The sequence below is a fragment of the Pseudomonas sp. LBUM1670 genome, from assembly GCF_059695695.1.
The window spans coordinates 1,766,926-1,791,756 of record NZ_CP166783.1 but is presented as its reverse complement, the minus strand read 5'-3'; the positions used below and the strand labels follow the sequence as shown (position 1 = coordinate 1,791,756).

The 24,831-nt window shown below is 58.7% G+C and carries 21 protein-coding genes; 5 read left to right on the top strand and 16 right to left on the bottom strand.

The features are described from left to right. Window positions 1–30: 30 nt before the first annotated feature. From ACA073_RS08220 to mtnA, 12 genes are all read right to left on the bottom strand, one after another. Complete coding sequence (locus ACA073_RS08220) at window positions 31–1,119, bottom strand: Wzz/FepE/Etk N-terminal domain-containing protein (RefSeq protein ID WP_497402840.1); 1,089 nt, start codon at window positions 1,117–1,119, stop codon at window positions 31–33. A 45-nt stretch (window positions 1,120–1,164) separates the two neighbouring features. Continuing rightward, window positions 1,165–1,389, bottom strand: a complete 225-nt coding sequence (locus tag ACA073_RS08215; protein WP_497402839.1) for a lipopolysaccharide assembly protein LapA domain-containing protein — start codon at window positions 1,387–1,389, stop codon at window positions 1,165–1,167. 26 nt (window positions 1,390–1,415) lie between these two features. Next, complete coding sequence (gene ihfB, locus ACA073_RS08210; RefSeq protein WP_497404011.1) at window positions 1,416–1,718, bottom strand: integration host factor subunit beta; 303 nt, start codon at window positions 1,716–1,718, stop codon at window positions 1,416–1,418. A 146-nt stretch (window positions 1,719–1,864) separates the two neighbouring features. Then, window positions 1,865–2,146, bottom strand: a complete 282-nt coding sequence (locus ACA073_RS08205; RefSeq protein WP_497402838.1) for a hypothetical protein — start codon at window positions 2,144–2,146, stop codon at window positions 1,865–1,867. 137 nt (window positions 2,147–2,283) lie between these two features. After that, window positions 2,284–3,978, bottom strand: coding sequence for a 30S ribosomal protein S1 (gene rpsA, locus ACA073_RS08200; RefSeq protein ID WP_461951209.1), 1,695 nt, complete (start codon window positions 3,976–3,978; stop codon window positions 2,284–2,286). A gap of 120 nt (window positions 3,979–4,098) precedes the next feature. Beyond that, window positions 4,099–4,788: a (d)CMP kinase gene (cmk, locus tag ACA073_RS08195; protein WP_084322379.1), complete on the bottom strand. Its 690-nt coding sequence runs from the start codon at window positions 4,786–4,788 to the stop codon at window positions 4,099–4,101. After that, entirely contained in the window at window positions 4,785–6,992 is a 2,208-nt protein-coding gene (locus ACA073_RS08190) for a bifunctional prephenate dehydrogenase/3-phosphoshikimate 1-carboxyvinyltransferase (protein WP_497404009.1), read from the bottom strand. The genes cmk and ACA073_RS08190 overlap by 4 nt, the downstream gene beginning before the upstream one ends. Before the next feature lie 28 nt (window positions 6,993–7,020). Further along, on the bottom strand, window positions 7,021–8,133 hold the full coding sequence (gene hisC / locus ACA073_RS08185) for a histidinol-phosphate transaminase (RefSeq protein ID WP_497402837.1): 1,113 nt from the start codon (window positions 8,131–8,133) through the stop codon (window positions 7,021–7,023). 10 nt (window positions 8,134–8,143) lie between these two features. Then, window positions 8,144–9,238: a prephenate dehydratase gene (gene pheA / locus ACA073_RS08180; RefSeq protein WP_007899727.1), complete on the bottom strand. Its 1,095-nt coding sequence runs from the start codon at window positions 9,236–9,238 to the stop codon at window positions 8,144–8,146. After that, entirely contained in the window at window positions 9,238–10,323 is a 1,086-nt protein-coding gene (serC, locus tag ACA073_RS08175; protein ID WP_497402836.1) for a 3-phosphoserine/phosphohydroxythreonine transaminase, read from the bottom strand. The genes pheA and serC overlap by 1 nt, the downstream gene beginning before the upstream one ends. Window positions 10,324–10,551: 228 nt before the next feature. Further along, entirely contained in the window at window positions 10,552–13,206 is a 2,655-nt protein-coding gene (gene gyrA / locus ACA073_RS08170) for a DNA gyrase subunit A (protein WP_497402835.1), read from the bottom strand. A gap of 436 nt (window positions 13,207–13,642) precedes the next feature. Further along, a complete protein-coding gene (mtnA, locus tag ACA073_RS08165) occupies window positions 13,643–14,719 on the bottom strand; it encodes an S-methyl-5-thioribose-1-phosphate isomerase (protein ID WP_497402834.1) in 1,077 nt (358 codons plus the stop codon). A gap of 107 nt (window positions 14,720–14,826) precedes the next feature. On the opposite strand from mtnA, the gene ACA073_RS08160 reads away from it, so the two are divergent. The 5 genes from ACA073_RS08160 to ACA073_RS08140 all read left to right on the top strand — a co-directional run bounded on the left by ACA073_RS08160 (window position 14,827) and on the right by ACA073_RS08140 (window position 19,824). Continuing rightward, window positions 14,827–16,161: a TRZ/ATZ family hydrolase gene (locus tag ACA073_RS08160; protein WP_497402833.1), complete on the top strand. Its 1,335-nt coding sequence runs from the start codon at window positions 14,827–14,829 to the stop codon at window positions 16,159–16,161. A gap of 57 nt (window positions 16,162–16,218) precedes the next feature. Then, window positions 16,219–16,917, top strand: coding sequence for a bifunctional 2-polyprenyl-6-hydroxyphenol methylase/3-demethylubiquinol 3-O-methyltransferase UbiG (ubiG, locus tag ACA073_RS08155; protein WP_497402832.1), 699 nt, complete (start codon window positions 16,219–16,221; stop codon window positions 16,915–16,917). Window positions 16,918–16,921: 4 nt separating this feature from the next. Next, on the top strand, window positions 16,922–17,593 hold the full coding sequence (mupP, locus tag ACA073_RS08150; protein WP_214381707.1) for an N-acetylmuramic acid 6-phosphate phosphatase MupP: 672 nt from the start codon (window positions 16,922–16,924) through the stop codon (window positions 17,591–17,593). Window positions 17,594–17,783: 190 nt separating this feature from the next. Continuing rightward, window positions 17,784–18,524, top strand: coding sequence for a YciK family oxidoreductase (locus ACA073_RS08145; protein WP_008031809.1), 741 nt, complete (start codon window positions 17,784–17,786; stop codon window positions 18,522–18,524). Between the two features lie 373 nt (window positions 18,525–18,897). Continuing rightward, window positions 18,898–19,824, top strand: coding sequence for a GGDEF domain-containing protein (locus ACA073_RS08140; RefSeq protein ID WP_497402831.1), 927 nt, complete (start codon window positions 18,898–18,900; stop codon window positions 19,822–19,824). A 125-nt stretch (window positions 19,825–19,949) separates the two neighbouring features. Here ACA073_RS08140 and ACA073_RS08135 read toward each other — a convergent pair whose 3' ends face one another. The 4 genes from ACA073_RS08135 to ACA073_RS08120 form a co-directional block, all read right to left on the bottom strand. Then, window positions 19,950–21,824 carry an MFS transporter gene (locus ACA073_RS08135; protein ID WP_497402830.1) on the bottom strand — a complete coding sequence of 625 codons (1,875 nt, stop codon included), beginning with the start codon at window positions 21,822–21,824 and terminating at the stop codon, window positions 19,950–19,952. Window positions 21,825–21,924: 100 nt separating this feature from the next. Then, the gene (locus tag ACA073_RS08130; protein ID WP_497402829.1) at window positions 21,925–23,076 is read right to left on the bottom strand and encodes a TDT family transporter; all 1,152 of its coding nucleotides are present in this window, start codon (window positions 23,074–23,076) and stop codon (window positions 21,925–21,927) included. Window positions 23,077–23,182: 106 nt separating this feature from the next. Beyond that, window positions 23,183–23,494 (bottom strand): cupin domain-containing protein, encoded by a 312-nt coding sequence (locus ACA073_RS08125; protein WP_497402828.1) that lies wholly within the window; start codon window positions 23,492–23,494, stop codon window positions 23,183–23,185. A gap of 44 nt (window positions 23,495–23,538) precedes the next feature. After that, entirely contained in the window at window positions 23,539–24,741 is a 1,203-nt protein-coding gene (locus ACA073_RS08120; protein ID WP_497402827.1) for an MFS transporter, read from the bottom strand. Window positions 24,742–24,831 lie beyond the last annotated feature (90 nt).

Here is a 24,831-nt window from a genome sequence, read left to right as displayed (position 1 = left end):
ATTGTTACAGCCTTCAGTACAGTCAAGGCACTATACCGGTCCGCGCTCGCCTTCCCGCACCATCAACTCTTGCACGACTATAGGCCGGAGGAAGAAAATTCGAATAAGCGCAATCAGCACACCTAGTATCAAACCAGCTAAAATGCCCGCCAGCACTATAAATTTCTTTTTGGTTTTTATTGGATCAGTCGACGCTTCGATATTACCATCCTGACGACTAACCGACACACTCCCAGGATCAATAGTCAGTGTATTTAAATAATCATGCCGGGATTGTAGTTTTCGCAAATCCGAGATGAATGCATCATCGGACGCTCGACCCAGCAACACATCAATCTCCGCCTTCAGTGCCTTGCTACCACGACGATAAGCCAATGCTTCATCTCCGCCTCCCTCCACTGCTAACAGCGTACTTGGGGGCTCCTGGGGACTCGTCAATCCAATGGATTCAGCAATACGCAACGCCTCACGCAGCTGATAAATCCGGTCCTCGCGCGCGAGTCGGGCAACTTCGCGCAATCTTTCGACTCTTTTCTCAATATCATGCGCTCGGACTGAGGCCTCCTGCGTGACGCTCAAAATCATTTCTGCTTTGGACACTTCATTGGCGCGCGCCACATAAGCTTTAACCCATTTCGCAGCTTTTTCCGAGTCCTGATTTTGGAAAGTGACAGAGTAGCGAGCAGGATTTACCTTATCTGCGCCGATTATGATCGCCTGTGAGAAATCTTTATAAAGTTGATCTGTAGGCTCGGCCCGCGAAGCTTCAGACAAAGACGGCAGATATAAATCTTTAAAAAACTCTTGACGGAAGGAGTCTCCCTCCAGATTCCATTTGAATGCAGTGTATACATCATTAACCGTAAAGGGCTTAAAGCCAGACTCACGCTCACTTCGCCCTGCGTTAAACCCGGCTATTCCGTATTGAGTAGGTGGCAGAATATAAAGTTTTGCCTCATAAGTCGGTTCGGCTATGGATACGTAAGCGTATGCATAAGCCAACGCCGCCACCAACATTGCCACAGCGATGATTACAAACTTCTGCGACCACAAATCCTTGACAAGGACAACAAGATCAATTTCGTCTTCGCTTCGCAAATCAGAACGAGTTTTCAACATATAAGCACTCTTGTCTTCAATCAGTCTAGCCGAAGAGTCAGACACTTAACCGTGACGACCGCGAGCCCTTGCAAACCACACCAATAACGGACTGATTAGCATACCTAGCAATAGTGCCAGCACTACAAGAGCCGATACTGGTAGCTCGGGAGCAGCCCAACCCAAGAAATACAAAGATACAGCTTGCCGATTTTCAAGCAAAAACAGAACAACGATAAGCCCAGCGAACAAGAACAACGTAGCAAGGATCGTACGCTTGAAATTACGCAAAGGAGACCTCCAGTCCAACAAAGACGCTAAAGCTCATCATGAGCTTCCTCATCTTCGTTCACCCGATCCCGCAACTCCTTCCCTGGTTTGAAATGCGGAACAAACTTCCCATCCAGGCTCACCGACTGACCGGTTTTCGGATTACGTCCCACCCGCGGCGCACGATAGTGCAGCGAGAAACTCCCAAACCCACGTATCTCAATCCGATCCCCGGTAGCCAAACACTGGGACATCTGTTCAAGCATAGTCTTGATTGCCAGTTCCACATCCTTCGATGAGAGCAGGCCTTGATGGGTGACAATTCGTTCGATCAACTCCGACTTCGTCATATTTTTCCCTTCTTTTTCAAGCATCTAGGAAAAGCGCTTCAAAGGTTTTAGCATGCCCGAAGAAATTTGAACAGCCCGAGTTTTGACAAATCAGCTCCTCAACAACCTCCCAGTTAAAGGCCCGCATAAACTGCGCCTTGAAGTACTCACCTGCAGATCACCAACATGGTGCGCGCCAGACAGCCTGCAGGGTTGAAGCCAAAAGGATATTTATCTTCGTCTTTGGCTTTGTCGGCTCTCGTCACCACCTTGCAGCCTGCGTCCTTGCATTCTTTGGCGGCGCGCTTTTTACATTTCTCCCATCCCGACCACAGCCCGGAACAATCCACCTCGATATCACTCACTCCACGCACCGCGTGGATCTTTGCGCTGGCATTCCGAGCGCCATGCCCGACTGTCGTGCGCTTACGCCTAAAGACTAGCTGCAAATAAGCGATTGATCCTGTTAAAGAAAGTGACAGCTTATTACCACGATTGGTTTCAACGCATTTGCCATACGACCCGCCAAATCGCAGGCACAAAAAAGGGCGACCGAAGTCGCCCTTTTTCTATGGTCTGACAGAACTTAGTTCTGCTTTTCCATTTGTGCACGCAACAGGTCGCCCAGAGTGGTAGGACCAGCAGCAGGAGCATCCGAAGCTGGCTTGTCGCGCAGGCTTTGGATTGCTTCTTTCTCTTCTTCAACGTCTTTCGACTTGATGGAGAGCTGGATTACACGGCTCTTACGGTCAACGCTGATGATCTTGGCTTCTACTTCTTCGCCTTCTTTCAGAACGTTACGCGCGTCTTCAACGCGGTCACGGCTGATTTCGGAGGCTTTCAGAGTCGCTTCGATATCGTCGGCCAGAGTGATGATGGCGCCTTTAGCGTCAACTTCTTTCACGATGCCTTTAACGATTGCGCCTTTGTCGTTCTCTTGAACGTACTCGGAGAACGGATCGCTTTCCAGTTGCTTGATACCCAGGGAGATGCGCTCGCGCTCTGGGTCAACCGACAGGATAACGGTGTCCAGCTCGTCGCCCTTCTTGAAGCGGCGAACGGCTTCTTCGCCCACTTCGTTCCAGGAGATGTCGGACAGGTGAACCAGACCGTCGATGCCGCCGTCCAGACCAATGAAGATACCGAAATCGGTGATCGACTTGATGGTGCCGGAGATTTTATCGCCCTTGTTGAACTGGCCAGAGAAATCTTCCCATGGGTTAGATTTGCACTGCTTGATGCCGAGGGAGATACGACGACGCTCTTCGTCGATGTCCAGAACCATAACTTCCACTTCGTCGCCGACTTGTACGACTTTCGAAGGGTGGATGTTCTTGTTGGTCCAGTCCATTTCGGAAACGTGTACCAGACCTTCAACGCCTTCTTCCAGCTCAGCGAAGCAGCCGTAGTCGGTCAGGTTGGTTACACGAGCGGTAACGCGAGTGCTTTCTGGGTAACGGGCTTTGATAGCAACCCATGGATCTTCGCCCAGTTGCTTGAGGCCCAGGGAAACACGATTGCGTTCGCGATCGTACTTCAGAACCTTGACATCGATCTCGTCGCCAACGTTGACGATTTCGGAAGGATGCTTGATACGCTTCCAAGCCATGTCGGTAATGTGCAACAGGCCATCGACGCCACCCAGATCGACGAATGCGCCGTAATCGGTGAGGTTTTTGACGATACCTTTGACTTGTTGACCTTCCTGCAGGGATTCCAACAGAGCTTCACGCTCGGCGGAGTTCTCGGCTTCGAGGACGCTGCGACGGGAAACGACAACGTTGTTGCGTTTCTGGTCGAGTTTGATGACCTTGAATTCCAGCTCTTTGCCTTCCAGGTGCGTAGTATCGCGCACAGGACGGACGTCAACCAGGGAACCTGGCAGGAACGCACGGATGCCGTTAACGTCGACAGTGAAGCCGCCTTTAACCTTACCGTTGATAACGCCCTTGACCACTTCCTCGGCTGCGAAGGCAGCTTCCAGAACAATCCAGCATTCAGCGCGCTTGGCTTTTTCACGGGACAGCTTGGTTTCACCAAAGCCGTCTTCAACCGAATCCAGCGCTACGTGAACTTCGTCACCAACGTTGATGTTCAGCTCGCCAGCGTCGTTGTAGAACTGCTCAAGCGGGATGAGTGCTTCAGACTTCAGGCCAGCGTGAACGGTTACCCAGCGAGCCTGGTAATCGATATCAACGATAACACCGGTGATGATGGAGCCTGCCTGAAGGTTCAGGGTTTTTAGGCTTTCTTCAAAGAGTTCCGCAAAGCTTTCGCTCATTTTAATTCCTGTTGATGAGGGCGAAGAATACGCCCATCTCCACATCCCAGACGATGTGGGTTAGTTTCAATTAAAAGAAGCGCCACAGGACTATGACTGGTCCCCTGCGAAGCTTCTTGGTCACCCGGCGATATCGCGAATGGCGATCTCGCTCATGATGCGTTCCAGCACCTGATCGATGGATAATTCCGTGGAATCCAGCTGGATGGCGTCAGCCGCCGGTTTGAGCGGGGCTACCGCTCGCTGGGTGTCACGCTCGTCGCGGACACGTATCTCATCTAGCAGACTCGACAGACTAACACCATCGACTTTGCCCTTCAACTGCAAGTATCGACGGCGCGCACGCTCCTCGGCACTGGCTGTGAGGAATATCTTCAGCGGCGCGTCGGGGAAAACCACGGTGCCCATGTCGCGGCCATCGGCGACCAGGCCCGGCGCTTCCTGAAATGCCCGCTGACGCTGCAGCAGAGCGTCGCGCACGGCCGGCAAGGCGGCCACTTGCGAGGCCCACGCGCCCACTTGCTCGTTGCGCAAATCATCAGTGACATCGTCACCTTCGAGGATGATGCGCTGCGGATGACCTTCGGTCGCTCCGACGAACTGCACGTCCAGATGAGCCGCGAGCAGTTTCAGCGACTCTTCATTAGTCAGATCCACGCCGTGGTTGCGCGCGGCAAATGCCAGCAGACGGTACAGCGCACCGGAATCCAGCAGGCACCAGCCCAGGCGCTTGGCCAGAATCCCGGCGATAGTGCCTTTGCCCGATCCGCTCGGGCCGTCGATGGTAATGACCGGTGGCTTGATATTCACGACTGAGCCTCTTGTGCAACACGGATACCGACCTGAGCGCACAGCGCCAGGAAGTTCGGGAACGAAGTCGCGACGTTGGCGCAATCATGGATGCGGATCGGTGCAGTGGCGCGCAGCGAAGCAACGCTGAAGGCCATGGCAATCCGGTGATCGCCGTGACCGTGCACTTCGCCGCCGCCGATCTGGCCGCCGTCGATGATGATGCCATCCGGGGTCGGTTCGCATTTGACGCCCAGTGCCAGCAAGCCATCGGCCATGACCTGGATTCGGTCCGACTCTTTGACTCGCAGCTCTTCTGCACCGCGCAGGATGGTGCGCCCTTCGGCACACGCCGCCGCCACGAACAGCACCGGGAATTCGTCGATGGCCAGCGGCACCAGCGCTTCGGGAATCTCGATGCCCTTGAGTTTAGCGGCACGTACGCGCAGGTCCGCTACCGGCTCGCCGCCGACTTCGCGCTGGTTTTCCAGGGTGATGTCAGCCCCCATCAGACGCAGGATGTCGATTACGCCGGTACGGGTCGGATTGATGCCGACGTGTTCGAGCACCAGCTCCGAACCTTCGGCGATCGACGCCGCCACCAGGAAGAACGCGGAAGACGAAATATCGCCCGGTACTTCAATGTGGGTCGCGGTCAGCTTGTGCCCGGACTCAACCGACGCCGTTGCGCCGTTGACGCTGACCGGGTAGCCGAAGCCTCGCAGCATGCGCTCGGTGTGGTCGCGGGTTGGCGCAGGCTCGGTGACGGTGGTCTTGCCATCGGCGTACAGACCCGCCAGCAGCAGGCAGGATTTAACCTGGGCGCTGGCCATTGGCATGGTGTAGGTCAGGCCCTTGAGCTTGTTGCCGCCACGAATGGTCATCGGCGGACGGCCTTCTGCAGCGGTCTCGATCACGGCGCCCATTTCACGCAGCGGATTGGCCACGCGATTCATTGGACGCTTGGACAGCGAGGCGTCACCCGTCAGGGTGCTGTCGAAGTTCTGCGCAGCCAACAAGCCGGACAGCAGACGCATCGAGGTGCCGGAGTTACCCAGATAGATCGGGCCCGGTGCAGGCTTCAGGCCATGCAGGCCGACGCCGTGGATGGTCACGCGCCCATGGTGCGGACCTTCGATCACGACACCCATGTCACGGAAGGCCTGCAAGGTCGCCAGAGCATCTTCGCCTTCGAGGAAGCCTTCGACTTCGGTGACGCCTTCAGCCAGGGAGCCGAGCATGATCGAACGGTGGGAAATCGATTTATCGCCCGGTACACGAATCCGCCCAGTCAGGCGGCCACCAGGTTGTGCCAGGAAAATCAGGTCGTTGGAGTTCATAGCGTCCACATAGGCCCGGCGGGCCAGGATTTTACTGAAATGCTCGCGGGCAACCCGGGCGCGTGTGAACACGCCCAGCAATTGATGCCCATCCCCTGCATCGACCGCGTCGCGCAAGGCGTCGAGGTCGCTGCGAAATGTATCGAGTGTGCGCAGGACAGCTTCGCGGTTGGCGAGGAAGATGTCGTGCCACATGACCGGGTCGCTCCCCGCGATTCTTGTGAAATCGCGAAAACCGCCGGCAGCGTAACGGAAGATCTCAAGGTTTTCATTGCGCTTGGCCAGTGAATCGACCAATCCGAACGCCAGCAAGTGCGGTAAATGGCTGGTCGCCGCCAACACTTCGTCGTGGCGCTCGACCTGCATGTGCTCGACATCGGCGCCCAATTCGCGCCACAAACGGTCGACCACTGCCAGCGCAGCCGGATCGGTTTGATCCAGCGGTGTAAGAATCACTTTATGGCGACGGAACAGCTCGGCATTGGAAGCCTCCACCCCGCTCTGTTCGGAACCGGCAATCGGATGGCCCGGCACGAAACGCGCTGGCATGCCGCCAAACGCTTCGGTCGCGGCGCGCACGACGTTGCCCTTGGCGCTGCCGACGTCGGTGAGAATCGCTTTCCCAAGGTCCATGCCGGCCAAGCGGCCGAGCATTTTTTCCATGGCAAGGATCGGCACGGCCAGCTGAATCACGTCCGCGCCCTGACAAGCGACCGTCAGGTCTTCTTCGCAGCGATCGACTACACCCAACTCAACCGCGAGCTTGCGCGACTGCGGGTCGAGATCGACACCGACCACTTCGCGGCACAGGCCGCTTTCACGCAAACCCTTGGCGAACGAACCGCCGATCAACCCCAGACCGACCACCACCAGGCGACCGATCATAGGTTCAGCAGATTGCAGAGCAGTGACATCAACCACGAGCCAGAACCTTGGTCAGCGCCTCAAGGAAGCGGCTGTTTTCCGTCGGCAGGCCGATGGTGATGCGCAGGTGGTTCGGCATGCCGTAGTTGGCCACCGGACGCACGATCACGCCTTCGCGAAGCAAGCCCTGGAAGACCGGCAAAGCAACACGACCGAGATCGACGCAGATGAAGTTGCCCTTGGACGGAATCCAGCTCAGCCCCAGCTCACGGAAACCCGCTTCGAGCTGCTGCATGCCGGCTTCGTTCAGGCGACGGCTTTCAGCCAGGTACTCGGTGTCCTGTAACGCGGCGCAGGCAGCGGCCAGAGCCAGGCTGTTGACGTTGAACGGCTGACGCACGCGATTCAGCACATCGGCAACTACAGCGGTGGACAAGCCATAACCGACCCGCAGCGCCGCCAGACCGTAGGCCTTGGAGAAGGTGCGCGAGACCAGCAGGTTCGGGTACGCGGCCAAAAAGTCGAGGCCATCCGGCAAGTCGCTGCCTTCGGCGTACTCGATGTAGGCCTCGTCCAGCACCACCAGCACGTGTTCCGGAACGTCCTGCAGGAATTCGTCGAGCGCTTCGGCGCTAAACCAGGTCCCGGTCGGGTTGTTCGGGTTGGCGATGAAGACCACGCGGGTATCGGCGTCGATTGCAGCCAGCATGGCCGACAGATCATGGCCCCAGTCTTTGGCCGGAATCACTTTGGCCGTAGCGCCGACGGCTTGAGTGACGATCGGATAGACCGCAAACGCATGCTCGCTGAACACCGCGCTCAGGCCCGGCGCCAGGTAAGCGCGAGCGACCAGTTCCAGAATGTCGTTGGAGCCATTGCCCAGCGTCACCTGATTCAGCTCGACGCGGCATTGATCGGCCAGCAGGGTCTTGAGCGCAAAACCGTTGCCATCCGGATAACGGGTCAGTTCGGCCAGCTCTTCACGAATCGCCGCCAGCGCCTTCGGACTGGCGCCCAACGGGTTTTCGTTGCTCGCCAGTTTGACGATGCTGGCCGGATCGATATTCAGCTCGCGTGCCAGTTCGTCCACGGGCTTGCCCGGCACGTAAGGCGAAAGTTGTTGCACGCCCGGCTGTGCCAGAGCGAGGAAGTTGCCACTCATTTGCTACCCCTTAGAGAACGGCTTTCGGGTAGGAACCCAACACTTTAAGTGCCACTGCTTCCTGACTGATTTTTTCCAGCACACCTTTTACCAGCGGATCGCGGTGGTGGCCGACGAAATCGATGAAGAACACGTAGGTCCATTTACCGCTGCGCGAAGGACGCGTCTCGATTCGCGTCAGGTCGATGCCATTGTCGTGGAACGGCACCAGCAACTCGTGAAGCGCACCAGGCTTGTTGCTCATCGACACGATGATCGAGGTCTTGTCGTCGCCGGTCGGCGGCACTTCCTGGCTACCGATCATCAGGAATCGCGTGGAGTTGTCCGGGCGATCCTCGATTTTCTCGGCCAGACGGGTCAGCCCGTACAAACCTGCGGCCATGTCACCGGCAATTGCCGCCGAGTTCCACTCACCCTTGACCCGCTTCGCCGCTTCGGCGTTGCTCGAAACCGCCACGCGCTCGACATTCGGGTAGTGTGCATCCAGCCATTTGCGGCACTGGGCCAGCGACTGGGCGTGGGAATAAATGCGGCTGATGCTGTCGGTCTTGGTGTTTTCACCGACCAGCAGGTGATGGTGGATCCGCAACTCGACTTCGCCACAGATGACCATGTCGTGTTCAAGGAAGCTGTCGAGGGTATGGTTGACCGCGCCCTCGGTGGAGTTTTCCACCGGAACCACGCCAAAGTTCACCGCACCGGCCGCCACTTCGCGGAACACTTCGTCGATCGCCGCCATCGGCTTGCTGATCACGGCGTGACCGAAGTGTTTCATGGCCGCCGCTTGGGTGAAGGTGCCTTCAGGGCCGAGGTAAGCCACTTTAAGCGGCTGCTCGAGGGCCAGGCACGACGACATGATTTCGCGGAACAACCGCGCCATCTCTTCGTTGCCCAGCGGGCCCTGGTTGCGCTCCATCACGCGTTTGAGCACCTGAGCTTCGCGTTCAGGACGATAGAACACCGGCACTTCGCCTTCGGCCAGCGAGGCCATCTTTACTCGCGCAACTTCCTGGGCGCAGCGTGCGCGCTCACTGATCAGCTCCAGGACTTTTTCGTCCAGGGCATCAATGCGCAGGCGCAGTGCCTTGAGTTCTTGCTCAGACATTAGCCGTGTTCCTTCTCGAACTCTGCCATGTACGAAATCAGTGCGTTGACCGCAACGATGTCGACGGCGTTATAGATGGAGGCGCGCATGCCGCCCACGGAACGGTGACCCTTGAGGTTCAGCAGGCCACGCTCGTCAGCACCGGCCAGGAATGGCTTGTCCAGACGGTCGTCAGCCAGACGGAACGGCACGTTCATCCACGAGCGATCGGACTTGTTGATCGGGTTGCTGTAGAGGCCGCTGGCATCGATGAAGTCGTACAGCGTGCGCTGTTTCACTTCGTTGAGCTTGCCGATGGCTTCGACACCGCCCTGCTCCTTCAGCCACTCGAACACCAGGCCGGACAGGTACCAGGCCAGGGTTGGCGGAGTGTTGTACATCGAGTCGTTATCGGCCGCGACCTTGTAGTTGAGCATGGTCGGGCACAGCGAGCGAGCATGGCCCAGCAAGTCTTCGCGAACGATGTTGACGACGATGCCGCTCGGGCCGATGTTTTTCTGGGCGCCGGCGTAGATCATGCCGAAGCGCGAAACATCGATCGGGCGCGAGAGAATGTCCGAGGACATGTCGGCGACCAGCGGAACATCACCGGTTTCCGGAATCCACTGGAATTCCAGGCCGCCGATGGTTTCGTTCGGTGCGTAGTGAACGTAGGCCGCGTCTTTCGACAGCTTCCATTCGTTCTGACCGGGAATCGCGAAATAGTCGTAAGGCTTGGCGGTGGCAGCCACATTGACGTGACCATAGCGCGAGGCTTCTTCGATGGCTTTTTGCGACCAGATACCGGTGTCGATATAGTCGGCAGTGCCGCTTTCCGGCAACAGGTTCAGAGGAATCTGAGCAAATTGCTGGCTCGCGCCACCTTGCAGAAACAGCACTTTATAGTTCGACGGGATATTCAGCAGATCACGCAGATCCTGCTCGGCCTTGGTCGCGATGGACACGAACTCATCACTGCGATGGCTCATTTCCATGACCGAGAGGCCCTTGCCGTGCCAATCAAGGAGTTCACCCTGGGCGCGCTGCAGGACAGCTTCGGGAAGTGCCGCAGGACCGGCACAGAAGTTATAGGCTCTCTTGCTCACATCCAATCTCGCTCTGATTTAGTGACCACATAAAATCTTGATTCAACACATCGGCCAATGTGGGAGCGGGCTTGCTCGCGAAGACGGGCTGACATTCAGCAAATATGTCGCCTGATACTCCGCTTTCGCGAGCAAGCCCGCTCCCACATTTGATCTTCGTGGGTGTCGATATTTCCGTTCGGACAAACAACAAGGGGGCGAATTTTCATCCGCCCCCTGTTTGCCCGCTTACTCTTGCGGTTCTTCGTCAGCGGCGGCGTCGAGCTGCTGGTCTTCAGCAACGTCGTCGATCACGACTTCGCCGTCAAACACCGCACCTTCTTCACCTTCCAGCTCTTCACCTTCGACTTCCGATGGCTCCTGAACCCGCTCCAGGCCTACCAGCGTTTCATCGCTGGCCAGCTTGATCAGGGTCACGCCCTGGGTGTTACGACCCAGACTGGAGACTTCGTCGACACGGGTACGAACCAAAGTGCCCTGGTCGGAAATCAGCATGATTTCCTCGCCGTCGAGCACCTGAACCGCGCCGACCAGACGGCCGTTACGGTCGTTGCTGACCATGGCGATAACGCCCTGACCGCCACGCTTGTACTCAGGGAACTCGGTGATCGCCGTACGCTTGCCGAAACCACGGGCCGAAGCAGTGAGGATCTGGCTGCCTTCTTCCGGGATCAGCATGGAAATCAGCTTCTGGCCTTCCGGCAGACGCATACCGCGGACACCGCGAGCGGTACGGCCCATGGCGCGAACGTCGGTTTCCTTGAAGCGAGTCACCTTGCCACCGTCGGAGAACAGCATGACTTCGCGATCGCCATCGGTAATGGCGGCAGAAATCAGGACGTCACCTTCATCCAGTTCCAGCGCGATCAAACCGACGCTGCGCTGACGGCTGAAGGATTCCAGCGGGGTCTTCTTCACGGTGCCTTTGGCAGTGGCCATGAAGATGAAGTGACCTTCGGTGTATTCCTCGACCGGCAGCATGGTGGTGATGTATTCATCACTGTCCAGCGGCAGCAGGTTGACCAACGGACGACCACGGGCAGCGCGGGACGCTTCCGGGATTTCGTAGGTTTTCAGCCAGTACACTTTGCCTTTGCTGGAGAACAGCAACAGCGTGGTGTGGCTGTTGGCGACCAGCAGGTGAGCGATGTAGTCCTCATCCTTGACGCCGGTAGCCGATTTGCCTTTACCGCCACGACGCTGGGCCTGGTACGCAGCCAATGGCTGGGTCTTGGCGTAGCCACCGTGGGAAATGGTCACGACGCGCTCTTCTTCCGGGATCATGTCACCCAGGGTCAGGTCGAGACGGGCATCGAGAATCTCGGTGCGACGCACATCGCCGTATTCGGCGCGGATCACTTCCAGCTCTTCGCGGATCACTTCCATCAGGCGCGTGGCGCTGTTGAGGATGCGGATCAGCTCGCCGATCTGGTTGAGGATCTCTTGATACTCGGCCAGCAGCTTTTCGTGTTCCAGACCGGTCAGACGGTGCAGACGCAGCTCCAGAATGGCTTGCGCCTGTTCCGGCGACAGGAAGTACTTGCCTTCGCGCAGACCGTATTGCGGATCGAGGTTTTCCGGACGGCACGAATCGGCACCGGCACGCTCGACCATCGCGACCACGGCGGAAGATTCCCACGGCGTGCTGATCAGCGCTTCCTTGGCTTCCGACGGGGTTGGCGAGGCCTTGATCAGCGCGATCACCGGGTCGATGTTCGACAGGGCAACCGCCTGGCCTTCCAGAATGTGGCCACGTTCGCGGGCTTTACGCAGTTCGAACACGGTACGACGGGTAACGACTTCGCGACGGTGACGAACGAAGGCTTCCAGCAGGTCCTTGAGGTTGAGGATCCGCGGACGGCCGTCGATCAGCGCAACGATGTTGATACCGAATACCGCTTGCAGCTGGGTCTGGGCGTAGAGGTTGTTGAGGATCACCTCAGGCACTTCGCCACGACGCAGCTCGATCACAACGCGCATACCGTCCTTGTCGGACTCGTCGCGCAGTTCGGTGATGCCTTCAAGCTTCTTCTCTTTGACCAGCTCGGCGATCTTCTCGATCAGACGGGCCTTGTTCAGCTGGTAAGGAAGTTCGGTGATGACGATCTGCTGACGGCCACCGACCTTGTCGATGTCTTCGATCATCGAGCGGGCGCGCATGTAAATGCGGCCGCGACCGGTGCGGTAGGCTTCGATGATGCCGGCGCGACCGTTGATGATCGCGGCGGTCGGGAAGTCCGGGCCGGGGATGTATTGCATCAGCTCATCGATGGTCAACTCGGGGTTGTCGATGAGGGCCAGGCAACCGTCGATGACTTCACCGAGGTTGTGCGGCGGGATGTTGGTCGCCATGCCCACGGCGATACCGCTGGAGCCGTTGACCAGCAGGTTGGGAATACGGGTCGGCATGACCGCCGGGATCATTTCGGTGCCGTCGTAGTTCGGCACCCAGTCCACGGTTTCTTTGTGCAGGTCAGCCAGCAGCTCGTGCGCCAGCTTGGTCATGCGCACTTCGGTGTATCGCATGGCCGCGGCGTTGTCGCCGTCCACCGAACCGAAGTTGCCCTGACCGTCTACCAGCAGGTAGCGCAGCGAGAATGGCTGCGCCATCCGAACGATGGTGTCGTACACCGCGGTATCACCGTGCGGGTGATACTTACCGATCACGTCACCGACAACACGGGCAGATTTCTTGTACGGCTTGTTGAAGTCGTTGCCCAGCTCGCTCATCGCGAACAGCACACGCCGGTGCACGGGCTTCAAGCCATCGCGCGCATCCGGCAGTGCCCGCCCGACAATTACGCTCATCGCGTAGTCGAGGTAGGACTGCTTCAGCTCGTCTTCGATATTGACCGGGAGGATTTCTTTGGCCAGTTCGCCCATGAGAAGCCTGATTCCTTTTTCTGGTGAAACTTCGTCACATCCATATGGGACGAACGAAGCTCGCCGGTGCAGGCTGAGTGCCAATGCACCGACTTACGACAAATCAACGAGTTATGCCATGGATCTGCGCAGTGAAGGCAGCCACATCGGGCTACCTTGGAAACCGCCGAATGTTATCACAAGAGCCGCCACGCACCTATCCCCCAGATGCGCATGGAGTGTAGTTAGTTGACTGGTGGCAGGCTGATAGGGGACGAGAGAGGCTTAGAGCCGCGTTGAATGGAGAATTCGAGTCTGAATCGGCCTTTTGGATTGACTTTCAGGGCCTCTTCGCGAGCAAGCCCTCTCCCACAGTTGACCGAGCTCTCCAGCCAGATACGGTCGAAGGTGGGAGCGGGCTTGCTCGCGAAGGCTATCTAGCAGGCGCCAAGTATCTTTAATGCAACCGCTTACGGCACATCAACTGCGCCATCTTCGCCGTATCCGGACGCTCAACGATGCCTTTTTCCGTGACGATCGCGTCGATCAAATCCGCCGGCGTCACATCGAACACCGGGTTGAACGCATCGACATCCGCCCCGACCCGCTTGCCGCCCACTTCCAGCAACTCGCGACCGTCACGCTCTTCAATCGGAATGTCGTCGCCACTGGCCAGGTTCATGTCGATGGTGGAACTCGGCGCCACCACCATGAAGCGCACGCCGTGGTGCATGGCGTTCACCGCCAGTTGATAAGTACCGATCTTGTTGGCCACATCGCCATTGGCGGTGATCCGGTCGGCGCCGACGATGACCCAGGTAATGCCTTTGGTCTTCATGATATGGGCGGCGGCGGAGTCGGCATTGAGCGTCACGGGGATGCCTTCGTTGGCCAGCTCCCACGCGGTCAGTCGCGAACCTTGCAACCATGGACGGGTTTCGTCGGCATAAACGCGCTCGACCATGCCTTCGATGAACGCCCCGCGAATGACGCCCAGCGCCGTACCGAAACCGCCGGTTGCCAGCGCGCCGGTGTTGCAGTGGGTCAGGATCGCCTGCGCGTTGCCCTGATGCTTGCGGATCAGGTCCACACCCAACTGCGCCATGGTCAGGTTGGCTTCGCGATCACTTTCATGAATGGCGATGGCCTCCGCCTCCAGCGCCGCCACAGGGTCGGCATCGCCCTTGAGACGATCAAGGCGGTCACGCATGCGACTCAAGGCCCAGAACAGATTCACCGCCGTTGGACGGGAATCGGCCAGCAATGCGTAATCCTCTTCCCACGCTGCTTGCCAGTCACCGCCCTCGGCAATCCGGGCGCGGGCTGCCAGCACCATGGCATACGCGGCACTGATGCCAATCGCCGGCGCGCCACGCACCACCATCGAACGAATGGCCTCGGCCACGCCAGCAGCGCTGGTGTAGGCAATCCAGGTTTCCTCGAACGGCAAAATACGCTGATCCAGCAAGTACAGGGCACCATCACACCAATCGATGGCCTTCACCTTCTCCGCAGCCAACAGTCGATCGCGCATTCCACACCCCGTACTCAGTAACAAAGCGGCCGATTATAGCGATCCCCCCGCGAAGACGCTCGGGTATACTTCGCCATCCTTTACAAAAGCACTGGAACCGACTCTCGATGCCGAACACTGCCGCTGCGCTCGACCTGTTATTGCTGCCGACCTGGCTGGTACCCGTCGAACCCGCTGGGGTTGTCCTCAAAGAGCATGGCCTGGGCATCCGCGACGGGCGCATTGTCTTTATCGGCCCGCGCGCGGCTGCGCTGAAGCTTGACGCGACCGAAGTTCGCGAACTGCCGGACATGCTGCTCAGCCCCGGCCTGATCAATGCTCACGGGCATGCGGCGATGACGCTGTTCCGCGGCCTGGCAGACGATCTGCCGCTGATGACCTGGCTGGAAAACCACATTTGGCCGGCCGAAGCCAAGTGGGTCGATGAAACCTTTGTACGCGACGGCACCGACCTTGCCATCGCCGAACAGATCAAAGGTGGTATCACCTGCTTCTCTGACATGTATTTCTTCCCGAAGGTTGCCAGCGAACGCGTGCATAACAGCGGCATTCGCGCGCAAATCGCGATTCCGATCCTCGACTTCCCGATCCCGGGCGCCAGCACGGCGGACGAGGCCATTCGTCAGGGCGTCGAACTGTTCAACGATCTCAAGCACCACGAGCGCATCAAAGTCACCTTCGGCCCCCACGCGCCTTACACCGTGGGCGACGAAAACCTGGAGAAAATCCGGGTGATCGCCGAAGAGCTGGACGCGTCGATCCACATGCACGTCCACGAAACCGCCTTCGAAGTGCAGCAGGCGGTCGAGCAGCGCGGCGAACGCCCTCTGGCCCGACTGGCGCGCCTTGGCCTGTTGGGACCGCGCTTCCAAGCGGTCCACATGACTCAGATCAGCGATGAAGACCTGGCGCTGCTGGTAGAAAGCAACACTAATGTGATTCATTGCCCGGAGTCGAACCTGAAACTGGCCAGCGGTTTCTGCCCGGTGGAGCGTTTGTGGCAGGCGGGCGTCAACGTGGCCGTCGGCACCGATGGCGCGGCCAGCAACAATGACCTCGACCTGCTCGGTGAAACCCGCACCGCCGCCCTGCTGGCCAAAGCCGTCGCCGGCTCGGCCACCGCACTGGACGCCCATCGCGCCCTGCGCATGGCCACGCTCAACGGCGCCCGGGCGCTGGGGATCGAGGCGGAGGTCGGCTCGCTGGAAATCGGCAAAGCCGCGGACATGGTCGCGTTCGACCTTTCCGGCCTGGCACAGCAACCGGTCTACGACCCGGTTTCGCAGCTTATATACGCCACCGGTCGCGACTGTGTGAAACACCTTTGGGTGGGTGGCAAGCAACTGCTCGACGACCGTCGCCTGACCCGCCTGGATGAAGAACAGCTTTGCGCCACAGCCAAAGCCTGGGGCCAGCGCATCAGCGGCCACAACGAATCGTAAGCACCCCGGAGCCAACCGGCGGGGCAACAGGATTTTTCAAGTTTTAGAGGATGAACCATGAGTAACGTCGACTACGCCGAAATCGCCAAATTCGAAGCCTTGGCCCATCGCTGGTGGGACCGCGAAAGCGAGTTCAAACCGCTGCACGACATCAACCCGCTGCGGGTCAACTGGATTGACGAGCGCGTCCATCTGGCTGGCAAGAAGGTTCTCGACGTCGGTTGCGGCGGTGGCATCCTCAGCGAATCCATGGCCCAACGCGGCGCGACCGTGACGGGCATCGACATGGGCGAAGCGCCGCTGGCCGTCGCTCAACTGCATCAGCTGGAATCCGGCGTGAGCGTCGAATACCGCCAGATCACCGCCGAAGCCCTGGCCGAAGAAATGCCAGAGCAGTTCGACGTGGTCACTTGCCTGGAAATGCTTGAGCACGTGCCGGACCCATCGTCCGTGATCCGCGCCTGCTTCAAAATGGTCAAACCGGGTGGCCAGGTGTTCTTCTCGACCATCAACCGCAACCCGAAGGCGTACCTGTTCGCCATCGTTGGCGCCGAATACATCATGAAGCTGCTGCCGCGCGGCACTCACGACTTCAAGAAATTCATCCGCCCTTCCGAGCTGGGTGCCTGGAGCCGCATGGCTGGCCTGACCGTCAAGGACATCATCGGCCTGACCTACAACCCGCTGACCAAGCACTACAAACTGGCCTCCGACGTGGACGTCAACTACATGATCCAGACCCTGCGCGAGGAGTAAGCCGATGCGTATCAGAGCAGTTCTTTTCGACATGGACGGCACCCTGCTCGACACCGCGCCGGACTTCATTGCGATCTGCCAGGCGATGCGTGCCGACCGTGGCTTGCCGCCGGTGAATGACAAGCACATCCGCGACGAGATCTCCGGCGGCGCCAAGGCGATGGTTGCTGTGACCTTCTCCATGGACCCGGAATCTCCGGGCTTCGAAGAACTTCGTTTGGAGTTCCTTGAGCGTTATCTCGCGGGTTGCGCCGTTCACAGCAAGTTGTTCGACGGCATGGCCGAAGTGCTGGCCGACATCGAGAAAGCCAACCTGATCTGGGGCGTGGTCACGAACAAGCCGTTGCGGTTTGCCGAGCCGATCATGCAGCAACTGGGGCTGGCCGAGCGATCGGCACTGTTGATCTGCCCGGATCACGTGAAGAACAGCAAACCGGACCCGGAGCCATTGATCCTGGCGTGCAAGATGCTCGACCTGGATCCGGCCAGCGTGCTGTTTGTGGGTGATGACCTGCGTGACATCGAGTCTGGCCGCGACGCCGGCACCCGGACGGCCGCCGTGACCTATGGCTATATTCATCCGGACGATAACCCGCGGCATTGGGGGGCGGATGTGGTGGTTGATCATCCGCTGGAGTTGCGCAAGGTTTTGGATAGCGCCCTCTGCAGCTGCTGAGCCGAACCACTTTTTGTGGCGAGGGAGCTTGCTCCCGTTCGGCTGCGAAGCAGTCGTAAAACCTAAAAACGCAGGATGCCTGACAGAATGCGGCGGCAGGTAGAGGGGCCGCTCCGCAGCCCAGCGGGAGCAAGCTCCCTCGCCACAGGTCCGGTGTCCGCCTTATTGTTGAATTGTGTTGAGGTTTTTTATGTTTGATTATTCCGCCCGCCCTGAATTGCTCAAGGACCGGGTCATTCTGGTCACCGGCGCTGGTCGCGGTATCGGCGCTGCCGCTGCGAAAACCTATGCCGCCCATGGCGCCACCGTATTGTTGCTGGGCAAGACCGAAGCCAACCTGACTCAGGTCTATGACGAAATCGAGGCCGCCGGCCATCCACAACCGGCCGTGATCCCGTTCAATCTGGAAACCGCCCTGCCCCATCAATACGATGAGCTGGCGGCGATGATCGAAACCGAATTCGGCCACCTCGACGGCTTGCTGCACAACGCATCGATCATTGGTCCGCGCACGCCGATCGAGCAACTGTCCGGCGAGAACTTCATGCGTGTCATGCAAGTCAACGTCAACGCCATGTTCATGCTCACCAGCACGCTGTTGCCGCTGCTGAAGCTGTCGCAGGACGCTTCGGTGGTGTTCACCTCCAGCAGCGTCGGGCGCAAGGGCCGTGCGTACTGGGGCGCTTACGGCGTCTCGAAATTCGCCACCGAAGGCCTGATGCAAACCCTGGCCGACGAAGTCGACACCGTGGCCCCGGTGCGCTCCAACAGCATCAACCCCGGTGCCACCCGCACCAGCATGCGCGCCCAGGCTTACCCCGGTGAAAACCCGCTGAACAACCCGACTCCCGAGGAGATCATGCCGGTCTACCTCTACTTGATGGGTCCGGACAGCACCGGCATCAACGGCCAGGCGTTCAACGCCCAGTAACGCCGTGCGTCGCATTTGTGCCGTGGCGAATTTCCGTCACGGCACTCAAAAAACATCATAACTACCGTTTACCCCAGTCAAACAAATGTCACTGGACGAGGCAAAAACCGTCCGAACATTGCCCAAAATATTGATTTACAAACCTTTTAATCCGAATGAACCGAATGGCACGACTTTCGCTCTACATCTGCTTAGACACGCTGTGTGAAAGCAGATGGGCCGACGCTCGCGTCATTAGGTTACTAATCTTCGACAAAGCAGATTAGACTTGCGCCAAATGTCCTACGGGACTGATGGACCAGTATGACGCGCAGCCCAAAGCCGCTCTCACCCAGCCTGTAAGACAGCCTTACTGCTTAGGGGCGCACGCCATATGAAATCACCTTCCCAGACCAACGCAATTGACTTCGATAGCGCCAAATTGCAACGCCTGGGCTTTGGTCAACAGCCCCCCCTTATGAAGAGGCCGATCAGTCTTGCGCAATTGCGCCAGCAACTGAGCCTGCAACTGCAAACCAGTCTTGAGCCACAACGCATTCTCGGGCTCTTCTTCCGTGAAATTCAACGACTCGTGCCGCTCGATGCCTTGAGCTACCAGCACAAGGCCAGCGACTTGCGCCTGGAATTCGGTCTGCGCGGTCACCACTCGATCAGCTACACCCTCAGCCATGAAGGCGAGCACCTGGGCGAACTGGTATTCCGCCGCAATCAGCGTTTCAGCGAGCAGGAACAGGGCAACCTTGAGTCGCTGCTGTCCGCATTGCTGTACCCGATGCGCAATGCCCTGCTCTACCGCGCCGCCACCCAAAGTGCCTTGCGCGACCCCCTCACGGACACCGGCAACCGCATTGCCATGGACCAGACGCTGCAACGGGAAATCGACATGTCGCGTCGGCATCTGCAACCCTTGTCGCTGCTGATGCTGGACATCGACCACTTCAAACAGATCAACGATAACCACGGCCACAGCGCCGGCGATGATGTGCTCAAAGCCGTTGCAGCTTCGATCAAAAGCCAGCTGCGAAACGTCGACATGGTGTTCCGCTTCGGTGGCGAAGAGTTCCTGATTCTGCTGTCCAACACCGGCCGCGAGGCGGCGGCCATGGTCGGCGAGCGGCTGCGGTTTGCCGCGCAGGCCAAGGATTATCTGGCCGACGGCAAACGTATCGGGCTGACCGTCAGCCTCGGCTGTTCGACCCTGCTGCCCGGCGAGTCAGTCGAAAGCCTGTTGCGACGGGCCGACAGCGCGCTGTATGTGGCCAAGCGCGAAGGACGCAACCGCTTGGCAATGGCGGGCTGAAGGCTCGCCGGCGGGGGAATTGTAGGAGCGAGCTTGCTCGCGATGGTCGTTAACGATAACGCGTATTTACTGGCTATAACACGGCGCTCTTGAGTCCATCGCGAGCAAGCTCGCTCCTACGGGAGTCAGCGCACAGCGCCACGCAACTCCCCGACCAACCCTTGCAACCTGGCCGGCTCTGCCACCTCGACCGCCACCGCCGACCCCGCCACCAGGGTCACCCGCGACCACAACCGACGGAATACGCCTTTGTCGGGATCGCGACTGAAGAAACTCCCCCACAGCCCCTGCAAGGCCAACGGAATCACTGGCACCGGCGTCTCTTCGAGAATCCGCGTCAGCCCGCCCTTGAACTCGTTGATCTCGCCATCGGCGGTCAATTTGCCTTCAGGGAAGATGCACACCAGCTCACCGTCCTTCAGGTATTGGGCGATGCGCGTGAAGGCCTTTTCGTAAATCTGAATGTCTTCCTGACGTCCCGCGATCGGAATCGTACCGGCCGTGCGGAAGATGAAGTTCAGCACCGGCAGGTTGTAGATCTTGTAATACATCACAAAGCGAATCGGCCGACGCACAGCGCCGCCGATCAGCAACGCGTCGACGAAAGACACGTGATTGCACACCAGCAGCGCCGCGCCTTCATCCGGAATCGCCTCCAGGTTGCGATGCTCCACGCGGTACATGGAATGGCTGAGCAGCCAGATCATGAAGCGCATGCTGAACTCGGGGACGATTTTGAAAATGTAGGCGTTGACGCCGATGTTCAGCAGCGACACCACCAGGAACAACTGCGGGATCGACAACTTGGCCAGGCTCAGCAACACGATCGAAACAATCGCCGAGACCACCATGAACAGCGCGTTGAGAATGTTGTTGGCGGCAATCACCCGCGCCCGCTCGTTCTCCGGAGTGCGTGACTGGATCAGGGCGTACAGCGGCACAATGTAGAAACCGCCGAAAACCCCGAGACCGAGAATGTCGATCAACACCAGCCAGGTGTGACCAAAGCCGAGAATCTCGATCCAGCCATGGCCGTTGACACTGTCGGGAATTCCGCCGGAATGCCACCACAGCAGCAAGCCGAACACGGTCAGCCCAAACGAGCCGAACGGCACCAGACCGATCTCGACTTTGCGTCCGGACAGTTTTTCGCAAAGCAGTGAACCCAGTGCGATACCCACCGAGAACACGGTAAGAATCAGCGTCACCACGGTTTCGTCGCCGTGCATCCATTCCTTGGCATAGGCCGGGATTTGCGTCAGGTAAATCGCCCCGACAAACCAGAACCATGAGTTGCCGACAATCGAGCGCGACACCGCCGGGGTTTGCCCCAGGCCCAGTTTCAAAGTGGCCCAGGATTGACTGAAGATGTTCCAGTTCAGGCGCATTTCCGGCGATGAGGCCGCCGCCCGTGGAATGCTGCGACTGGCCAGATAACCAAGCACTGCAATGCCGATGATCGCCGTGGACACGATGGGCGCGTAATGCGCGGACGACATCATGACCCCGGCGCCGATGGTCCCGGCGAGGATCGCCAGGAAGGTGCCCATTTCCACCAGACCGTTGCCGCCCACCAGTTCTTCTTCGTGCAAGGCCTGGGGCAGGATCGAGTATTTCACCGGCCCGAACAGCGCCGAGTGTGTCCCCATGGCGAACAGCGCCAGCAGCATCAGCGACAGGTGATCGAAGACAAACCCGACCGCGCCGACCGCCATGATGGCGATTTCCCCAAGTTTGATCAGACGAATCAGCGCGTCCTTGGCGAACTTTTCGCCAAACTGCCCGGCCAGCGCCGAAAACAGAAAGAACGGCAGGATAAACAGCAGCGCACACAGATTGACCCAGATCGAACGATCACCCGAGAGGGTCAACTTGTACAGAATGGCGAGGATCAGCGACTGCTTGAAGACATTGTCGTTGAACGCCCCGAGGGACTGGGTCACGAAAAACGGCAGGAAACGCCGAGTGCGAAGCAAACTGAACTGTGAGGGGTGACTCATCTTCCATGTTCCTGAAGTTGGAAAGCCTGATGATGGCGTGGATACTATTGTTGGAATGTCGCACGTCAATCCAGGCCACACCTTACCTAATCTTTGCCGGTTATTTCTTCAATCCTGCAATGCACGGCGAGACAAACAACTCGCCCCGCCATGCACCCTGCACCGTGCGTTTGGCGACGATCAGCCACATCACCGCCAGCATCGCCACCAGCACACAGCCAAAGGCACTGAAAAACGTCAGATTCAAGGTGCTGGCCAGTTTCATCGTTGCCAGAGAATAGACGCCCAGCGGAAAGGTGAAACCCCACCAGCCGAGATTGAAGGGTATGCCAGCGCGCAGGTAACGACCGGTGATCAACAACGCGATCAACATCCACCATAGACCAAAGCCCCACAACGTGATCCCGGCCACCAACCCCAATCCGGCGGCGATCGCACCGATGCCCGGCAAACCATTGGCGGCAAAAATCGCCGGCGCATCGGCGCCCAGCAGCAACATGCCCAGCGCCCCGGTGCCAATCGGGCCGAGCGCCAGCCAGCTCGAAGCGGCCATGTTTTCGTGGGGCAGCTTGTGCAGCGCCATGCGCAGCAACAGGATCGTCAGAATGCTGAACGCTACCGGTAGGGAAAATGCCCAGAGCACGTAGCTGGTGACCAAAACCACCAGTTGCGAATGGGCATCGGCCAGGTGCGGCGCCAGCAGGCCACCGCTGGCCGCCGCCACTTCCGCAGCCACCACCGGCAGCAGCCAGACGGCGGTCATCTGATCGATGCTGTGTTCCTGACGGGTGAACATCATGTAAGGAATCAGTACACCACACGCCAGCGACATCGCCACATCCAGCCACCACAGCACTTCGGCAACATGAATCACGCCTTCGCCCCAGCGCGGCAGACCGAACAACAGAAATCCGTTGATGATCGTCGCCAAACCCATGGGGATCGTGCCGAAAAACATCGATACCGTGGAATGGCCGAAAATTCGTCGCGCTTCGTCGAAGAACAGCACCCAACGTGCCGCGTACAGCGCCGTGAATAAAGCGAACAGAACGATATTGAACAGCCAAAGGACTTCAGCCATCGCGTGTAAACCGGGGCTCGCGACCGGCAACTGCGCCAGCGCCAACGCCAATACGCCGGTGCCCATGGTCGCGGCAAACCAGTTCGGGGTGAACTGACGGATCACCTCGCGTGGATGCTGCAAATGACTGAAGGGTTTGATGCCGGGTCTGGCGGTATTAGGGCATGTCATGGTCGAACTCCTGTCCTCTGTTGAGGTGGAGTCCATGGTAGATCCGAATCGAATATCGATATAACGGGTAATATCTCTAACTGTTATCTGTTTTGCAGATATAGCATCAGACGCTGCCTTCCGATTCGATCACCAATATCCTCGCCACACCCAGCGGATGCGCCACATGCTCGGTGCCCACGGAGGCGTAAAAGATATCGCCTACACCCAACACCACCTCTTTCTCTCGACCCTCTTCGCGGTAGTGCATCCGCACCTGGCCATCGAGCACGACGAACACTTCCTGGCCGTCATTGATGTGCCATTTATAGGGCTGATCGGTCCAGTGCAAACGGGTGGTGATGCCATTCATGTTGGCGATGTCGAGCGCGCCCCAGGCACGGTCAGCGGTAAAGGATTGGCTGCGGATGATTTTCATGGGCGGTCCGTCGGGATGAAAGGCGATGCCAAGGCTAGCGGTCATTAAACATCGGCGCTACAGACTTTGATGGACTGCTGGCGCATCAAATGGCGCATCAACCCCAGCAACGCACCAACCGACAGGATGATCAGCACCGCGCCATAGCCGTCGGTAGTTGCCACCAGACCGAAGGTGCGCGTCAGACTCCCCGCCAGCAACGACGGCAAACAGAACGCCAGGTAACTCAGCACATAATATGCCGACATCAACCCTGCCCGCTCATGGGGCAGCGCCAGTGGGACCAGACTGCGCACCGCCCCCAGGAAACCGGCGCCAAATCCGCAACCGGCCACCAGTGTGCCAAGGAAAAACAATGGCAGGCTGGCGCTGTGCACGCCCAGTAAAAGCAACACGACGCCCGTTGGCAGGAATGTGCCGCCGAACATCAGCGCTTTGGCGGCGGGCTGGTTACGCAGGGTGAAGATCATCAGCGCGCCGGTCACTGTCAATGCCGCTACTGCCGCTCCCCCCATCAGATTCGAGGTTGAGCCGGTGGCCGTGCGTAACAGCGAGGGAGCGAGCGAGGCATAAAAACCGCCGAGCGCCCAAGTCGAGATGTTCAACGGCAACACCCGCCACAAGGTGGAGCGTGCCTGGGTCGGTACATGCAGGGTCGGACGCAACGAGGCCCATGCCCCCGGTTGCGGGCTGACGCTTTCCGGCAGGCGCCAGACGTACAGCGCCTGCATCACAAACAGCGCGAGCAGCACCCAATAGGTCAACTGCAACGGCAGCGGCGCAAACTCGGCCCGCAAGCCGCAACCCATGGCGCCAATCGCCATGCCGAGCAACGGTGCAACGCTGTTGACCAGCGGCCCCTGCTGCCGATCGGTGTCCAGCAGCGCGGCACTCAATACGGCGGTGGCCATCCCGGTCGCAAACCCCTGAAGTACTCGCGCACTGATCAACCACGCCACACTGTCAGCATTGATAAACAGCAACATCGCCAGCAGGTTCAGTATGACGGCCGTGAAAATAACCGGCTTGCGCCCCAGATGATCCGAAAGCGAACCGACCGTCAGCAGCGCCACCAGCAAACTGATGGCGTACACGCCGAAAATCACGGTCAGGGTCGCTGCCGAGAATTGCAGCTGCTCCTGATACAAGTGATACAACGGCGTCGGCGCCGTGGAAGCGGCGAGAAAACTCAGTAAAGTGATCGCCAGAAACCACAGGCTTGAACGGTTGGAAGCTGAATTCGACATGCGTACACTCCACAAAAGCTAACTTTTTGCTTTTGCAGAGTGTGCTACTCGCCAGCTCTTAAAGCAAATTCTTTGTGTTAAGGTCCGCGC

Excerpts from the sequence above, each read along its gene's own strand:
- pheA (WP_007899727.1), bottom strand. The coding sequence starts at position 9,238 with ATGTCTGAGCAAGAACTCAAGGCACTGCGCCTGCGCATTGATGCCCTG.
- hisC (WP_497402837.1), bottom strand. The coding sequence starts at position 8,133 with ATGAGTGGCAACTTCCTCGCTCTGGCACAGCCGGGCGTGCAACAACTT.
- ubiG (WP_497402832.1), top strand. The coding sequence starts at position 16,219 with ATGAGTAACGTCGACTACGCCGAAATCGCCAAATTCGAAGCCTTGGCC.
- ACA073_RS08130 (WP_497402829.1), bottom strand. The coding sequence starts at position 23,076 with ATGACATGCCCTAATACCGCCAGACCCGGCATCAAACCCTTCAGTCAT.
- ACA073_RS08160 (WP_497402833.1), top strand. The coding sequence starts at position 14,827 with ATGCCGAACACTGCCGCTGCGCTCGACCTGTTATTGCTGCCGACCTGG.
- gyrA (WP_497402835.1), bottom strand. The coding sequence starts at position 13,206 with ATGGGCGAACTGGCCAAAGAAATCCTCCCGGTCAATATCGAAGACGAG.
- rpsA (WP_461951209.1), bottom strand. The coding sequence starts at position 3,978 with ATGAGCGAAAGCTTTGCGGAACTCTTTGAAGAAAGCCTAAAAACCCTG.
- ACA073_RS08140 (WP_497402831.1), top strand. The coding sequence starts at position 18,898 with ATGAAATCACCTTCCCAGACCAACGCAATTGACTTCGATAGCGCCAAA.
- ihfB (WP_497404011.1), bottom strand. The coding sequence starts at position 1,718 with ATGACGAAGTCGGAGTTGATCGAACGAATTGTCACCCATCAAGGCCTG.
- ACA073_RS08190 (WP_497404009.1), bottom strand. The coding sequence starts at position 6,992 with ATGATCGGTCGCCTGGTGGTGGTCGGTCTGGGGTTGATCGGCGGTTCG.
- mupP (WP_214381707.1), top strand. The coding sequence starts at position 16,922 with ATGCGTATCAGAGCAGTTCTTTTCGACATGGACGGCACCCTGCTCGAC.
- ACA073_RS08220 (WP_497402840.1), bottom strand. The coding sequence starts at position 1,119 with ATGTTGAAAACTCGTTCTGATTTGCGAAGCGAAGACGAAATTGATCTT.
- mtnA (WP_497402834.1), bottom strand. The coding sequence starts at position 14,719 with ATGCGCGATCGACTGTTGGCTGCGGAGAAGGTGAAGGCCATCGATTGG.
- ACA073_RS08125 (WP_497402828.1), bottom strand. The coding sequence starts at position 23,494 with ATGAAAATCATCCGCAGCCAATCCTTTACCGCTGACCGTGCCTGGGGC.
- ACA073_RS08145 (WP_008031809.1), top strand. The coding sequence starts at position 17,784 with ATGTTTGATTATTCCGCCCGCCCTGAATTGCTCAAGGACCGGGTCATT.
- ACA073_RS08120 (WP_497402827.1), bottom strand. The coding sequence starts at position 24,741 with ATGTCGAATTCAGCTTCCAACCGTTCAAGCCTGTGGTTTCTGGCGATC.
- ACA073_RS08135 (WP_497402830.1), bottom strand. The coding sequence starts at position 21,824 with ATGAGTCACCCCTCACAGTTCAGTTTGCTTCGCACTCGGCGTTTCCTG.